This window comes from Sporosarcina sp. SAFN-010, from assembly GCF_059415065.1.
Map to the genome: position 1 here is coordinate 45338 of NZ_JBPFDS010000017.1, position 14444 is coordinate 59781.

17 protein-coding genes, 1 tRNA gene and 1 other RNA gene are annotated in these 14444 nt (G+C 40.5%); 3 read left to right on the plus strand and 16 right to left on the minus strand.

The annotated features are described in order from the left end of the window. Window positions 1-65 precede the first annotated feature (65 nt). The 13 genes from yabA to ffs form a co-directional block, all read right to left on the minus strand. Window positions 66-419 carry a DNA replication initiation control protein YabA gene (gene yabA, locus ACR65F_RS15830; RefSeq protein WP_025783666.1) on the minus strand — a complete coding sequence of 118 codons (354 nt, stop codon included), beginning with the start codon at window positions 417-419 and terminating at the stop codon, window positions 66-68. Window positions 420-440: 21 nt separating this feature from the next. Then, window positions 441-1259 (minus strand): PSP1 domain-containing protein, encoded by an 819-nt coding sequence (locus ACR65F_RS15835; RefSeq protein ID WP_039043162.1) that lies wholly within the window; start codon window positions 1257-1259, stop codon window positions 441-443. Continuing rightward, window positions 1252-2259, minus strand: a complete 1008-nt coding sequence (holB, locus tag ACR65F_RS15840; protein WP_440504986.1) for a DNA polymerase III subunit delta' — start codon at window positions 2257-2259, stop codon at window positions 1252-1254. The genes ACR65F_RS15835 and holB overlap by 8 nt, the downstream gene beginning before the upstream one ends. 55 nt (window positions 2260-2314) lie before the next feature. Next, complete coding sequence (locus tag ACR65F_RS15845; RefSeq protein ID WP_039043163.1) at window positions 2315-2755, minus strand: YaaR family protein; 441 nt, start codon at window positions 2753-2755, stop codon at window positions 2315-2317. 21 nt (window positions 2756-2776) lie between these two features. Beyond that, entirely contained in the window at window positions 2777-3106 is a 330-nt protein-coding gene (gene darA, locus ACR65F_RS15850; RefSeq protein ID WP_025783662.1) for a cyclic di-AMP receptor DarA, read from the minus strand. 47 nt (window positions 3107-3153) lie between these two features. Then, a complete protein-coding gene (gene tmk, locus ACR65F_RS15855; RefSeq protein ID WP_440504987.1) occupies window positions 3154-3783 on the minus strand; it encodes a dTMP kinase in 630 nt (209 codons plus the stop codon). Continuing rightward, window positions 3776-5224, minus strand: coding sequence for an aminotransferase class I/II-fold pyridoxal phosphate-dependent enzyme (locus tag ACR65F_RS15860; protein ID WP_440504988.1), 1449 nt, complete (start codon window positions 5222-5224; stop codon window positions 3776-3778). The genes tmk and ACR65F_RS15860 overlap by 8 nt, the downstream gene beginning before the upstream one ends. Before the next feature lie 104 nt (window positions 5225-5328). Continuing rightward, window positions 5329-5592 (minus strand): pro-sigmaK processing inhibitor BofA family protein, encoded by a 264-nt coding sequence (locus ACR65F_RS15865; RefSeq protein WP_025783659.1) that lies wholly within the window; start codon window positions 5590-5592, stop codon window positions 5329-5331. A 63-nt stretch (window positions 5593-5655) separates the two neighbouring features. Then, on the minus strand, window positions 5656-5886 hold the full coding sequence (locus tag ACR65F_RS15870; RefSeq protein WP_039043166.1) for a YaaL family protein: 231 nt from the start codon (window positions 5884-5886) through the stop codon (window positions 5656-5658). Beyond that, entirely contained in the window at window positions 5883-6479 is a 597-nt protein-coding gene (recR, locus tag ACR65F_RS15875; RefSeq protein ID WP_039043167.1) for a recombination mediator RecR, read from the minus strand. Before recR ends, ACR65F_RS15870 begins: the two co-directional genes overlap by 4 nt. Before the next feature lie 11 nt (window positions 6480-6490). Beyond that, a complete protein-coding gene (locus ACR65F_RS15880) occupies window positions 6491-6811 on the minus strand; it encodes a YbaB/EbfC family nucleoid-associated protein (protein WP_039043168.1) in 321 nt (106 codons plus the stop codon). A 26-nt stretch (window positions 6812-6837) separates the two neighbouring features. Beyond that, the gene (gene dnaX / locus ACR65F_RS15885) at window positions 6838-8622 is read right to left on the minus strand and encodes a DNA polymerase III subunit gamma/tau (protein WP_440504989.1); all 1785 of its coding nucleotides are present in this window, start codon (window positions 8620-8622) and stop codon (window positions 6838-6840) included. Between the two features lie 195 nt (window positions 8623-8817). Further along, window positions 8818-9085: signal recognition particle sRNA large type (ffs, locus tag ACR65F_RS15890), an RNA gene on the minus strand. 127 nt (window positions 9086-9212) lie between these two features. Here ffs and ACR65F_RS15895 point away from each other — a divergent pair. Then, window positions 9213-9305, plus strand: a tRNA-Ser gene (locus ACR65F_RS15895). Window positions 9306-9491: 186 nt separating this feature from the next. On the opposite strand, the gene ACR65F_RS15900 is transcribed toward ACR65F_RS15895, so the two are convergent. Continuing rightward, window positions 9492-10349 carry a helix-turn-helix domain-containing protein gene (locus ACR65F_RS15900; protein ID WP_440504990.1) on the minus strand — a complete coding sequence of 286 codons (858 nt, stop codon included), beginning with the start codon at window positions 10347-10349 and terminating at the stop codon, window positions 9492-9494. 480 nt (window positions 10350-10829) lie between these two features. Here ACR65F_RS15900 and ACR65F_RS15905 point away from each other — a divergent pair, with 480 nt between their 5' ends. Next, window positions 10830-11552, plus strand: a complete 723-nt coding sequence (locus ACR65F_RS15905; protein ID WP_440504991.1) for a hypothetical protein — start codon at window positions 10830-10832, stop codon at window positions 11550-11552. Window positions 11553-11617: 65 nt separating this feature from the next. Next, on the plus strand, window positions 11618-12799 hold the full coding sequence (locus ACR65F_RS15910) for a YycP family beta-propeller protein (protein ID WP_440504992.1): 1182 nt from the start codon (window positions 11618-11620) through the stop codon (window positions 12797-12799). Between the two features lie 175 nt (window positions 12800-12974). On the opposite strand, the gene ACR65F_RS15915 is transcribed toward ACR65F_RS15910, so the two are convergent. Together ACR65F_RS15915 and ACR65F_RS15920 are read right to left on the minus strand one after the other, a co-directional pair. Beyond that, on the minus strand, window positions 12975-13331 hold the full coding sequence (locus tag ACR65F_RS15915) for a GIY-YIG nuclease family protein (protein ID WP_191692232.1): 357 nt from the start codon (window positions 13329-13331) through the stop codon (window positions 12975-12977). 23 nt (window positions 13332-13354) lie between these two features. Then, window positions 13355-14110, minus strand: a complete 756-nt coding sequence (locus ACR65F_RS15920) for a DUF2087 domain-containing protein (protein ID WP_191692230.1) — start codon at window positions 14108-14110, stop codon at window positions 13355-13357. Window positions 14111-14444 lie beyond the last annotated feature (334 nt).

Below are 14444 nucleotides of genomic sequence, written 5' to 3' on the forward strand. Positions count from 1 at the left end.
AGAGAATAGTGACTTCATAATATAGAAAAACCGACACCTAGATAGTAATAGGGATCGGCTAAAATTCACAAATTTTGTTTACTTAGAAACGAGAGACAAAACAGACAATCTTCACCTTTACGGGTGCTTCCATAATGGACATTGCACACGTGGAATCCCTCATTATAAATACGAGCCAAATTGTCTACGCCTTCGCCAACGTCTGCCCGTTGCGAGCGTTCTGCGTTTTTTTTGTCAGTAGCAGCTTGTTGATCCAACTCGTCCAGACGTGCGCGCAGATGATGATTCTCAAGTTGAAGTGAATGGTTTTCTTCCGTCATCTTGGCAACAAAACCGATTATTTCACGGAATTGCTTGTGCATAGAGTCGAGTTGTTGTTCGTATTCGATTACCTTATCGAGAAAGTTCCCTTCTTTCAACTTTGTCACCTCATCACTTCATCAATTGACGGGCTGTCCCGTCTTCTTCGACAGTTCTTCCCAAGCATATTCAAGTGTTTGGTCTTGGTCGGTTAACTTCACTTTCAGCAAACGCTCAAGTAAGTTTAGACCGACAACCTTCCCTGAGCCATCTGGCGTTTCAATACGTGCACCAATATCAGGCATGAGTGCTTTGGCTTCCTCATATTCATCGTTTTCATATTTTAAACAGCACATCAATCTTCCACATAATCCCGAAATCTTTGAAGGATTCAATGATAGATTTTGATCTTTTGCCATTTTAATAGAAACCGGTTCGAAATCACCTAAAAATGTAGAACAACAAAGCATTCTGCCACAAGGACCAATTCCGCCAAGCATTTTAGCTTCATCTCTTACACCGATTTGGCGTAGCTCAATCCGAGTTCTGAAGATAGATGCTAAGTCCTTCACCAAGTTTCTGAAATCGACTCGACCTTCAGCTGTAAAATAGAAAATCACTTTATTACGATCAAATGTATATTCCACATCGACAAGTTTCATATCAAGTTTGTGCTCTTGGATTTTGGCGACACATGTAGTAAATGCTTTTTGGGCATCCAGTTGGTTTTCTTCCACCTTATCCTTATCCTCTTTGCTGGCGGGACGAATCACTTTCTTTAAAGGCAGAACTAAGTCTGAACCATCCATATCCACCATCATGCTAACCACTTTCCCATACTCTGTACCACGTGCAGATTCGACGATTACGTAATCATCGACTTTCAAGTCATAGTCCATTGGGTCAAAATAATGTATTTTACCCGCTTTTTTAAAGCGGATTCCTGCAACGTTATACAACGAATAACCCCTCCTGCATACTGAGCACCAATTGCTCCATTAAAAGCGTCCGGTGCATATTGCGATGCAATTGCTTTTTTGCCTGCAAAACTGATTCCAAGATTGTGGACAACTGATCATAAGTCATTTTCATTGCTAGACTGGTTATGAATTCATCTAAATCCGGGTATGCGGGTGTTGCAGACAGTCCCGCTTTCTTCGCCACAATATCACGGTACATGTACAGAAGCAAGTCCAGCCCCATCTCGGTATCTACTTTTTCTTTCAAGAATGGCGCCCATTCAGACTGGATGAGTAATAATGCGTCTGTCACGTTCAAATCGATGGCTTGAACTAATTTTACCACTGTTTTTCGCAAACTTACAAACTGCTCGTCTAATGCCAGTTCAGCAGCACGGGTTGAATCTGCAGTAAGTGAAGTTACCGTAGCTGCAAGTGATGGAGAAATCCCTTCAGCTTTCAAGGTTTCCAACAGCTGTTCCCGCTGTGGTGGAAGGAAAGAGATACGCTGACATCTAGACTGAATTGTAGGCAATACCATATGATAGGCATCTGTCAGCAATATTGCAGTCACATCTCCTTCAGGTTCTTCTAAAAACTTGAGGAGTGCATTAGCTGCGGCTGTATTCATTCGATGAGCATAATCAATCATATAAATACGGCGTCCACTCTCATATCCCTTTTTCGTCATAACTGTGAGTAATCCTGCCATTTGTTCTTTTTTTATGTCTTGACCATCAGGTTCAATCGTTAAAATGTTTGGGTGATTTCCTGAAGCAACGCGCTTGCAGGCGCTACATGTTCCACATGGAACATCCTCGTTTGGTTGTTCACACAATAATAATTGGGCGAAGTATAATGCAGCCTCTTGTTTCCCAATCCCTTTTTCACCATCAAATATATAAGCATGACCAATCCGATGATTGCGGTAGGCAGCACTGAATCTAGCAGCAACTGCCGGCTGTTCGGTAGCGATTCGACTGTTTAACTGATTTTCCATACGGCTGCCCCCTTTCGTATAAAAAAGACGTTTTCTTATGTATCAGAAAACGTCCTCATGTATATAGATTGATGAGAAGTCCTTTGATTTCACCAATTTTAGCGAGAAGTTCCACGGATGACTCTTCATCTTGAAGCAATTGTTCCGCTAATTCGATTAGCTTCTGGTCAATTGTCTCAACAATTTTCAGCCGCCGTCCTTCTCCGTACTGGTTCCACGTATGTGACTGTTTCAGACCTAGACCGGTTTCGACAGACTCTTTTAGAAAACGTTTGACGAGCATTTTAAATTTAGCCATGTCCCGCAAGTTACGAGACCGGGCAAGCCGGTCACCTGCGCTGGAAATGTCGCCAAGTAGACGAGTAATCTGTTCTCCATGCAGGCGTGATTCCTGTTTTTGAACCATTTGACCAAATCGCTCCCCACCTTGAGGAGACTTTAACGGGTCGTTACGCAATTTATCGAGACCCGTGCGATACTCATTATTAACTTTCATTAAAATTCACTCCGATATGAATCAGAAATGACGGAATTGTTCAATTGGCAGAACGAAAACCGTTGCGCCACCGACTTCAACTTCAACTGGATATGGGATATAGGAGTCAGCGTTTCCGCCCATTGGTGAGACGGGAGCTACCATTTGATCACGCGAACGACAGTTATCTCGAATGAGGTCCAACGCTTTCGGGACAAGACTATCGTCTGTACCGATCAAAAACGTCGTGTTCCCTGATTTCAAAAATCCACCTGTACTTGCCAATTTCGTTGCACGAAAGTCACCTTTCGTCAATGCCGATGAAAGTCGATTACTGTCTTGGTCTTGTACTACTGCCACTATAAGTTTCACGAGGTATCTCTCCTTTTCCGCTTTCTTTTATTATATCATGAAATGCCTTAAGAAATGAATGATGCAATCGTTTTCCAGACAATTTCTGTAACTTCTTCTACTGAACCGCTCGCGTCAATGGGTTGAATCCGTTTTGGAAACCGTTTCTGTACGAGACGGTAACCTTCTGCAACGTCTTTATGAAATTGCAGCGTTTCATTATCCAAACGATTTTGTTCCCTTTCACCACTCGCTGCAATTCTTGCTAAACCGGCTTCCGGGGATAAGTCAAAGTAAATTGTATGGTCAGGCATGAGTCCATTAATCGCAAATTCGTTAACCGCGAGCACTTCATCGATTCCTAGACCTCTTGCATACCCTTGGTACGCGAGAGAGCTATCAACGAACCGATCGCAAAGGACAATCGCACCCTCTTCCAGAGCAGGGATGACCTTTTCGGTAAGATGTTGTCGTCTTGCAGCTGCGTACAATAACGCCTCTGTCCGACCATCCATTTCTTCATGATCATTATCTAAAATAATCGTCCTGATTTTCTCTGCAATTCGGATTCCGCCAGGCTCCCGTGTTAAAACCGAATATTTTCCTTGTTGTTGCAAACGGTTATAAATTTCTTTAATGACCGTCGTTTTCCCTGCGCCTTCTGGTCCTTCGAATGTGATGAATAATCCTTTAGCCATTCCAATCTTCTCCTTGTGCACTCAACACTTCAAATTCCGTTGCTGGTCCATTTACTCGAACTGCTCCTTGAAACTTTGCCCCTGAATCCATCATATGACATACCTCTTGAATTAGTTGTGCATTCAATTGCTCTCCGCTTAAGACCAGTGGAATTCCTGGTGGGTAGGGAATAATTGCTGCAGCTGCTTGAAATCCATTTGCAGACTCTGCAGGCACCCATTCCGTATCTTTTTTTGAATGGGAACTCGTTGTAATTATCAACTTACGCGACTCTTCCTCATTCGATTCATCCTTTTCAGGAACCTGCACAGAGTCTCTTTGCAAAAGTTGTACCGCTGACTCGACTGCTTCGCAAACGGACTGAGTTGGGTATGAAATCGCTTCAGGTAGCAAAGGAAGTACGAATAACACTTGTCGTTCGTCTGCGAGTTCTGTATAGATCCCCACCTCTTCCAATGAATGCTGAAGTGTATAGCCGGATGCTTCTTTTTGTCGTAGCAGAATTTTCAATGGATCCTCTGTCTCGATCACTTCAAGTGCTTTAATCTTACTGAGCTGATCGATAAATTCACCACGCCATACGAGAAATGCTTGCTTGTCATCCTCTGAATAAGTAGCAATCATCGCCCGGGCATCGTCAAGAGATGCTAGCAACACATACGATGGACTACTTGTTTGTAGCATGGAAAGTATGCGCGTTAGTCGGTCTATATCTACTAGCTGTGAGTTTGCGTGTAGAAAAGATGCTTGGGTCATCGCGGACAATGTTTTGTGCGCCGATTGAACAACAATATCTGCACCGAGTCTAAGCGCAGATGCCGGAAATGGAGTACCTACTACAAAATGCGCACCATGCGCTTCATCTACCAGTACAGGTATACCCTTATCGTGCGATTTTTCAACAATTGTCTGCAAGTCACTACCTGTTGTTCCGTAATAGGTCGGGTATGTAACGACTACGCCTTTTGCATCTGGATACCGTTCTAACGCTTCTTCAACAGTTGTCTTTGAAACTGCGCCTGCTGTGCAAGTTGCTTCGTCCCACTCCGGTGTAAGTAGAACAGCTTGTGCACCTGCCAACTCTACTGCATGAAACACGGATTTGTGTGCGTTGCGTTGTACGAGCAATGTATCCCCCGGTGCACAAACTGTACGGATCATTGCAAGGTTGCCAACTGTAGAACCGTTTACTAGGAAAAAGCTTTGATCCGCTCCATATACATCCGCCAACATCATTTGTGCTTCTGCGAGCATTTCAGTAGGTGCGTGCAGATCATCCAGCCCCGTCAATTCCGTTACGTCGTATCGTAGTGCAGCTTTAAGATCCTCAGGTAGTCCAGAAAGCAAGCCGTGCTTATGTCCGGGTACATGAAAAGATACAGGCTGTGACCCTAGAAAGGTCTGCAGTGCTTCCACTACAGGTTTTTTTGTATGATCCATTCGTTTCTCCTCCTTCCTCATGAGATTCTGCTCCATCTTCTATGTAAAAAAAGTCAGCACACATTGGCTGACTTCGTGGTAGGACATCTTTCAACTATTCATCCTTACAGGAAAACTGCCAGGACTAGTAAAGACGCCAATCCTGGAATACCAAGCACTGCCAGTAAAAAGCCTGATCCAATATTAATCGGCACGTACAACCCAACAAACCCACCTGCGATGTTGAGGATGAATAGAATTAAAAACGCAAAAGCGAGTCTAAACCATAAAATGGACAGTTTTTCAGCCGCTGTTTGCAGTTGGGGCTTGGTCAAACGCAGAACGAAGAGCAGGACAACACCGAGTGCAAGAATTATAGCAACTTTCATAGCAGAAGTTGCCCCCTTTACAATAGACTACTAGCAGTCTATGCAAAGCAATCGTTGTTTAGTTCACTCGATGCCAAGATTTCTAATTTTAGCTTCTTTGTACAAATAGAAATGATTGCTTTCAGCGATTTTTTTTCGAATTACGATTTCCTGATCGAAATCATCTGCATACTTTTCAATCGATTTCGCCTGTTCCCACTCTTCTCGTGTATCTACCATCAATGTCCGTAACTTTTCATCATATTCTCGTTTTAACTTGTGCTTCCGACGGAATAGTCCACCGGACCGCTTCACAGTTGGCGCCGCCCTTCTAATGCCTTAGACAGCGTCACTTCATCGGCGTACTCCAGATCTCCACCAACTGGTAACCCGTGAGCGATTCGACTCGTTGGAATGCCAGACGGTTTCACGAGGCGCGAAATGTACATAGCAGTCGCTTCGCCTTCAATCGTCGGATTTGTTGCAAGAATTAGCTCTTCGACTTCCTCGTCTTGTAGACGTTTCAGCAAGTCGGGGACGTTAATGTCTTCTGGGCCCACACCATCCATTGGCGAAATTGCACCATGCAATACATGATAAAGTCCTTTGTAATCACGCATTTTCTCCATGGCAATAACGTCTTTCGGGTCTTGGACTACACAAATGAGGGAGCGGTCTCGCGACTGGTCCTGACAAATATGACACGGATCGATGTCTGTAATATGTCCGCACACGGAGCAAAATCTTAGATTACGTTTGGCATCAACCAATGCTTTCGCAAAGTCGAGCACTGTATCTTCCTTCATACTCAACACAAAAAATGCCAGCCGGCCCGCAGTTTTCGGGCCGATGCCTGGCAGTTTCATAAAACTGTCAATCAGTTTAGATATCGGTTCAGGATAATGCATGGTTTTGCCTCCTAGAACATCCCTGGAAGGTTCAATCCCTTCGTGAATTGTCCCATCGTAGAGTTCGTTAATTCTTCTGCCTTTTCCATTGCATCGTTAGTTGCAATAACGATCAGGTCTTGTAACATTTCAGCATCTTCAGGATCGATGACTGATGGGTCCACGATGACTTCGACAACTTTTTTGTCGCCTGAGACGATTACTTTCACCATGCCGCCGCCTGCTGCACCTTCTAAACGCTCTTCACCTAGTTTTTCTTGAGCTTCACCCATTTGCTTTTGCATCTTTTGCATTTGCTTCATCATACCTTGCATATTTCCCATACCACGCATTCTTGTTTCCTCCTCTTTAAGTTAAGTTACTCGTCATGGACGGTAATAAATTCTTTACCAAATATTTTTTCTGCTTCCGACACGACCGGGTCTTCTTGTGTCAGTTCGGCGCCATCAAGGAACGCCGGGGGTTCTTCAGACCCTGAAACATCAGTTGGTTCACCGCTAGTCGCGGAGTTCTCCTCTGTTTGAGATGATTGCTTAGACATCCCACTCTTACGGATGAAATCCTCTCTAACTTTAAGCCATCCCTCTTCAGGGACGTAAACTACGTCGTAGGCTTTGCCTGTTTGTTGACGCAACGCTTCCGCAAGACCTGAACGGAGGGATGCATTTTCAGACGCCATGAGACAATGGATTTCATATTTGAATTTTAACACAAACGCGCTATCCGATGCTGCTACTGGCTCTGTTTCTTCCAGCAGTGCGGAATGCGAACGTTGCATCGTCTGCATCATGCGTGCCCATTCTTCCCGGATCACTTGAATGTCCTGCTTAGTCGCAGAACTGAGTACTTGATGGACTTTACCGGTCGGAATCTTGTATGCACGGGCATTATTGGATGAATTTTTGCGTGCTGCTGGTGCTTTCTCGCCCGCTTGTGCAGCATGTCCCCCACCGTTAGCAAGCTGTTGCTGCAATTCTCCAACGATCCGTTCCAGTGTAGCAATCTTTTGTTCCAGTTCAGGAGAAGCTGCTGTTCCGCTTGTTCCTGAATTAGAAGTGCCGCGCGTTTGCACCATCTTCAATAATGCAGATTCAATATACACTTTCGCATGATTAGAGAAACGCATTTCTTGCTGGGTTTCTCCTAGAATGTCGATATAAGCGTACAAAGTATCTGGCTCAAATGCTTGTGCTAAGGCAACGAAACGTTCATCACCCGAAACGACTTCCAGTAAGTCTGTAAGATCAGGCGCCGTCCGCAATAACAGTAAATCTCGGAAGAACGTAATTAAATCCTCCGCTAGACGTGAGACATCTTTTCCTTCTGCAATGAGACGATTCAACAATGTCAGTGCAGCACCAGCATCTTTCGTGAGCAAAGCTTCTGCAAGTTGGTGGAAGATATCTTCCCCAACAGATCCTGTGACGAGTAGCGCCTCTTCTGCAGTGACTCGATCACCACTGAAAGAGACAACTTGGTCCAGCATGCTGAGTGCGTCCCGCATCCCACCTGAAGCTGCTTGCGCGATTACTTTTAGTGCGCTGGCGTCAGCTTCAATGTCTGCATCTTTTAAAACGTGCGTCATGCGCTCCACAATTTCAACGGCTGTAATAGGCTTAAAGTCGAATCTCTGACAGCGAGAAATAATTGTGAGCGGCAGTTTGTGTGGCTCCGTTGTCGCTAGGATAAACACCGCATGTGCAGGTGGTTCCTCCAACGTTTTCAACAACGCATTGAAGGCTGAATTGGAAAGCATATGCACTTCATCGATAATGTAGACTTTATATTTGGAAGAAGCCGGTGCATATCGGACCTTTTCAATGATGTCCCGCATCTCTTCAACACGAGAATTGGACGCTGCGTCAAATTCAATTACATCTGTATTCGATCCTTCTGTGATCGTTCGGCACGTCTCACATTCGTTACACGGTTCTTTGGCGGGTCCGTTCTCGCAATTCAATGCCTTCGCAAAAATTTTAGCGGCACTCGTCTTTCCAGTTCCGCGGGGACCTGAAAATAAGTAGGCGTGGGTCGTTTTGTTATGGAGGAGAGCGTTTTGAAGTGTTTGTTTTACGTGTTTCTGTCCTGACATTTCGTGGAATGTCTGAGGCCGGTATACCCGGTAAAAAGCTTGATAACTCAACCGTCCGCTCCCCTTTCTTTTCGCTTCATTCATTCCTATAAGTATATCACAAACGAACAGATAAGACGTTGTTTGAGAGTGGTGTTTTCAAATGAGTTTTTATGGAGACGAAGAAGTAAGGATTTTGAAAAAATCTGCTTAAAAACATGCAAAAGCCTCTCATCCACATCAGGATGAGAGGCTTTGCTATGTACGCCGTGCACCTTCCTTCGACCGCCGCACATAAGCGTTACTCTTGTCGTTGGCTCGATTTAGGCGACCCCGCGGCACATGAGAAATTCCACTTAATGCTGCTTCCTTCCGGACCTGACATGGTTCATGGGTTCCCATTGCGCGGGACCCAAATGTCAACACTACGTGCAAAAGGCAGACCCTACAATACGGACGGCCTCAGGAAAGGGATTCAGTCTTGCTAGAGCGGATTGCAAGTTATAGGGCACCGCTACCTCCCCACCTAGCACGGCAACTTTTATTATACGAGTAGCCCGTAAAAAAATCAACTTTCACCTATTTGTCTACCGCTCTAAATTTTTTAATGAAAATTGTTGACTTCTTCTCTGATGCCTGATATATTATTACTTGTCTAACACGGAGGTATACCCAAGTTCGGCTGAAGGGATCGGTCTTGAAAACCGACAGGGGTGTCAAAACCCGCGGGGGTTCGAATCCCTCTACCTCCTCCATACATAATTTACAGATCTAAACAATAGAAAAAAGCTGTCCGCCGAAAAGGGAAACCTGATTGTGGACAGCTTTTTTTGTTTTGTAGATAACCTAATAACCCTTACTTTTCAGGATAAATAAGCCATACTTGTGCGAGATGATAATCTCGTCCTCCTTGAAAACGCCAGGGTGTCCAGTTTACATTATTAAACTTCTGAATATAGATTAATTTCAACTGTTGCCATTTGTAATAGCTCATGTTCTTCTAAAACAGTTAGTAGTTCGATTCCCTTTTGAACCCATGGGAATCCGTTATTATCTAAGCAGTTTAAACATATACCTTTACGTACATAACAAACCGCTAATTGTAAATACGCCTTTTGTTTTTTTGATAATAGAATAGCTGTTTCGATCTCTTCCAATGCCTCTACATAGCATTTTTCTTTAATTAGCATTAGCGAAATATTTACACAGAAGTTTATTTTTAAACGCTGTATGTTTTGAAAATCCCCGTACCGTTCAATACTTTTAAATGCTAATTTTTTTATTTCAAGCATTGTTTCAAGTGGAAAAAAATAAAAAATCGAATTTAATAAGTATAAATCCGAAAAGTAAAACTGATTTCTATCTGAAAGTCTTCTCCATACACTTGAGACAGTTGTTTGAAGAATTCTTGTATCAGCAGTGTATAGGAGTATTAAAAAAGCCTCGCATAAAGACTTAATATCAGTAATTAATTGGTCGTCTTTTTTGTGTAAATAGCTTACTGCCATATTAAATAGCTCTTTTATATTTTCTTCATTATTGTAAGAAGTTGAAATGAATTTCTTGAATATCGCATCTTTTTCAGTATGCTTGAAACCATTTTGAATATATAAGACTTCTTCAAATGTTACTTCTAGATTTTCAAGTATATTAGCTAAAGACGAGTAAGTAATATCTGTTTTATTTAACTCGAATTTCGAATAAGCACTTTGCGTCATTACTCCATCTACTACATATTTCTGTGAAAAATCTTTATCACTTCTAATCTTCTTAATAGTTGAACCTATGTTTGTCTGCATCTATTATCACTCCCATAATAGTCATTTGCGACTTTTTTAAAACCATTCTATCCTAATAAAAGTATTATTACATAGAGTGGAAATATTTTTACAAAGACAGGAGGTGCCAACCATGTTAGATTTAATTATTTCGATGTTAGATATATGGTTTATTGGTGGTGGTTAATATCTTCGAAACAAAAGTACAAAACCCTTGTACATGATCCTTAAAATAGTACCTTTCCTATTTTAAATACTTATTTTGGATACATTACACAATGAAATGACTGAATATTGTGATTACTTAAACCGTTTTTTCAACGTATTTACAAAGAAGAACCGAACACGTAAATTAGATATCATTTGTCGGACATTTCAAAGTACCACTGTTGCAAAATTTCTATTGAGTACGTAACTAAGTAATTGGAAGTTGTAAAAGTAATATTTTATTTGTTATCTACAGCCAAGGCGAATACAAATAAATATAAGGGAGTTTTAAGCATGAAAAAAACTATTTTAGCCCTGTCTTTAACAACAACTATGTTATTTACCCAAGCAGGTTCTGCAGAAGCTAGTTCTAGTTTAAATGAAATTTTAAAACTACAGCCTGATATCTCGAAACGAGAATTGCTACAGGATGTTCGAATGATTGCATCTAATACAGGACAGTCAGAACAAAGTATTATTGAGCAAATTTATACGGAGCTAAAAAATGATCAAGACAAGGGTAAAGAGGAGAAATTAGCCCGCTCCGATATGTCTATTTATGGAGGTTCTGGGGGAACTGTAAGTGTGGGTTCTAGTACAAAAGGAAACTTCTATTACACACCTTCACAAACTGCTTATTTAGATCATGGTCATGTTGGTATGTACTTTTCTTCAACAACAATTGTAGAGTCTGTTCCTTCTGCTGGCGTTCGAACAATTTCAACTACTGCACGTAAAGTAGATAGCTCTGGAGCTATGGTTAAATCGGTCACAACATCTACTACAAATCGTAACAACGCTGCAAACTGGGCGAATACTCAGGTTGGACAATCATATTCTTATAATTTTGCTACAAATCGTTCGACGAGTCATACTGGAGCTAAAAACTGCTCCAAATTAATTTGGTCTGCTTATAAACTAAATGGCTCGCTAGATTTAGATGTAGACGGTGGATTAGGTGTTTACCCACGTGATGTTAGAGATGCTAAGGGTACTGCTCTAGTAAGAAACATTTAATCTTTCAAACAAGACCGTCTAAATAATTTGAGACGGTCTTATTTGTTAATCTGGAGGTACTGACTATGAAGAAAAGTATATTAATAGGTGCCGTCTTATTATTTATCGCTATTTTAGTCATTAGTCTTTCAAAAGAAAAAAATATCCCTGATACTTCGTTACTTTCAACAGATGAAATTTCTGAAAAGGAGTTATTACAGAACACTAAAGCAATTATTTATTTATCAACAACAGCTGACCAGGATATTGATAATAAAGGATTAAGTTATGGCGTTTTTGTACAGGATGATGATTCAGTTCAAGCACTTGCTATGAAAGGACTTGAACTAGGAAGCGTCGCTGTAGGCAAAGATCAAATTCTTTTAGAAGATAAAAACAACATAAATATTATAAGCGACACTATTAAAAAATTTAAAATGGACACTCCACAATATACAGGTGAAAGAACTGGTTATCTATCTGGAAAAGAATTATTCTTCAGTATATATAACAGTGGGTTTGTAGAAGATGGATACAGTTCAGATGTTCGATATGGCGATTCTAAAGGTTTCAATGTAGATAGTATACCTTATTATATCGTTGCGTCTGGAACTACTGAAAACTCAGTTCATATACTCACACAAGATTTCGAAACAAATAAATATGATTTAAAGGAAGTAACATTTGATGAAGAACTTAATATTAAGCATATAACTACTATCCAATCCGAGTCTACTGAAAATATGCAAGTTCTCGCACCAATCTTATCCGATGAAAACTATTATTATCTAATTTTATCTACAATTATTAATGATACTAATGAAACAGTATCGCTTTATAGAATTAATAAAAAAACCATGGAGCAAGATACATTTGAATTTATTGACTACAGTAATGTAGATTTAACAGCTACTATTCCTTATAATTATAAAAATTCTGCAACAATCCATAACAACAAATTATATTATGCTAACGGATTAGGTGAAATATATTCTTTTAATATAAATTCAACTGCTGTATCAAAAGAATTTAGTCTTAATAAAGTCAGTAACTCTAAAGTTCGCCAAAATGAAGAAACATACTTTAAAGAAGGAAATCTATATGTATTACGATATAGTCCAGACAAAAAGGAACAATACTATTTAGAATCTTATTCACTGGAGAAAGGGATTTTAACGGATTCTATTGATATCCATGGTCTTGATACAATCATAAAAGAATCCCAAAACAAAAAAGTTTACTCATATGACTTGAAAATATTAAAGTAAATAATACATCTGCTACAGTTGGTTGCCTATAAGGCTTCTTTAGCTTCTTCTGAAGTCCCCACCGCAAAATACACAGTAATGCACCTCACTTATAGTTCTATAACGCAAAAAGCTATCCATTGAAAAGGGAAACCTGATCATGGATAGCTTTTTATAGTTGACGAATCCTGTTTTGTCAAAGGGATTTTTGCTTGTTATACCCATGTTCTCCATAAGGCTGTAGTTGTTCTAACCACTTCGTCTCCAGTTCCGACAGTGCTTCTTTCTCGTTGAAATAGGGATCCTCTTTCTTTTTCAGTTTCTCTAATATATCAAAATTGAACACATCTTTTCCAAAATGGTCCCACTCTTGTTGAAGCTGTTTGTTCGTGTGAGTATTTGTTTCTAATTGAAACTTCACCCCATTGAGTGTTTTGAAGTTTTTAGTACTTCCTACAAAGACTTTATCGTTCGCTGTATTCTTGATTTGATAAATTCCCGCTTCAATAGCGGTTTCTTTGTATTGTTGCTTCAGCTCTTTTTTACGTTCCATATCTTGTCACTCACTTTCCATTGTTAGTTCTTCAGCCAATACTCGCTTCCATCTGCAGTTCGATCCAAAAATCCATATTCGATTAAATATCTTCTGATTAAGACATAGTCGTCATGAATTTCCTTTAATAGCTCATTAAGTTCTTTTTCTGAATAGGTTGTTTGACTGTCAATTGAGTTTGCAATTTCCCGAATAACAACCAGACGTTGTTTTTCTTTAGGAGGAAATTTCGTTAACCCGCCACTCATACCATCAGGTAAAAATTTCTTAAGGATCTCCTGCTGCTCCGCTTCAGTAATCGCATACCGATCGTCAATCATCTTAGCCGTTTTATGCGGAGGTATGAAGGCCGGTGTATGGTCATCTTTTTCTTTCAGCAGTTCCATCATCGTCAAAAAGATCTTTGCTTGCCGTTCTTTCTCTTTTAATGCAAATCGATGATGTCGTACCGTAGAGACGCTCCCGATCCCCATTTCATGCTGAACTTCTTTATCCCCCTTGCCTTCATAAAAAAGCCGCAATAGCTGATTTTGATGATCAGTGAGACCCGTAAGTCTTTTCTCCATTCCAATTAGGTAATCAAATACCGAGTGATGCTCATTTTCGATATGCAGACGCATGTACCGCTCCGCTTCATAAAGTGTATTTCCATCAGGATAGACAATTCCTTTATCAATTCGTTCACTACATAGCAAACACGTATAGGAATGTTGGTCTTCAAAATATCCATTTTTCATTTCAGTTAATGAGGCATTCCAAAATAAATCCGAGTTTTCCATTATACAAACGCCCCTCTTCATTGTTCAATTTTAAGCAAACAGTTAAAAATATTGTTTGCTTGATACCTTGAATACTATTCTTTTTTCTCAGTTGTGTCAAACAGAAAAACAAACATATCAATACATAATTTATTCATTGACCAACAAAGTGATTTTTCGTTGGTCATTGAAGACGAATAAATAACTGATATACAAACAGATTTATTTTTAATAAGAAAGTTATTGAACACAAAAAAACAGAGGTCACCTATGCATAATGATATGCTCCCCATAAGGTAGACAGATTAAAAAATAAAATCTGTTGACCTAAGGGGAGTATTTTTTATGGCCAGAA

Bases quoted from the DNA above. Each gene is read 5' to 3' on its own strand.
- holB (WP_440504986.1), bottom strand. From the start codon at position 2,259: ATGGAAAATCAGTTAAACAGTCGAATCGCTACCGAACAGCCGGCAGTT.
- ACR65F_RS15845 (WP_039043163.1), bottom strand. From the start codon at position 2,755: ATGAAAGTTAATAATGAGTATCGCACGGGTCTCGATAAATTGCGTAAC.
- tmk (WP_440504987.1), bottom strand. From the start codon at position 3,783: ATGGCTAAAGGATTATTCATCACATTCGAAGGACCAGAAGGCGCAGGG.
- ACR65F_RS15860 (WP_440504988.1), bottom strand. From the start codon at position 5,224: ATGGATCATACAAAAAAACCTGTAGTGGAAGCACTGCAGACCTTTCTA.
- ACR65F_RS15865 (WP_025783659.1), bottom strand. From the start codon at position 5,592: ATGAAAGTTGCTATAATTCTTGCACTCGGTGTTGTCCTGCTCTTCGTT.
- recR (WP_039043167.1), bottom strand. From the start codon at position 6,479: ATGCATTATCCTGAACCGATATCTAAACTGATTGACAGTTTTATGAAA.
- ACR65F_RS15880 (WP_039043168.1), bottom strand. From the start codon at position 6,811: ATGCGTGGTATGGGAAATATGCAAGGTATGATGAAGCAAATGCAAAAG.
- ACR65F_RS15900 (WP_440504990.1), bottom strand. From the start codon at position 10,349: ATGCAGACAAACATAGGTTCAACTATTAAGAAGATTAGAAGTGATAAA.
- ACR65F_RS15905 (WP_440504991.1), top strand. From the start codon at position 10,830: ATGAAAAAAACTATTTTAGCCCTGTCTTTAACAACAACTATGTTATTT.
- ACR65F_RS15910 (WP_440504992.1), top strand. From the start codon at position 11,618: ATGAAGAAAAGTATATTAATAGGTGCCGTCTTATTATTTATCGCTATT.
- ACR65F_RS15915 (WP_191692232.1), bottom strand. From the start codon at position 13,331: ATGGAACGTAAAAAAGAGCTGAAGCAACAATACAAAGAAACCGCTATT.
- ACR65F_RS15920 (WP_191692230.1), bottom strand. From the start codon at position 14,110: ATGGAAAACTCGGATTTATTTTGGAATGCCTCATTAACTGAAATGAAA.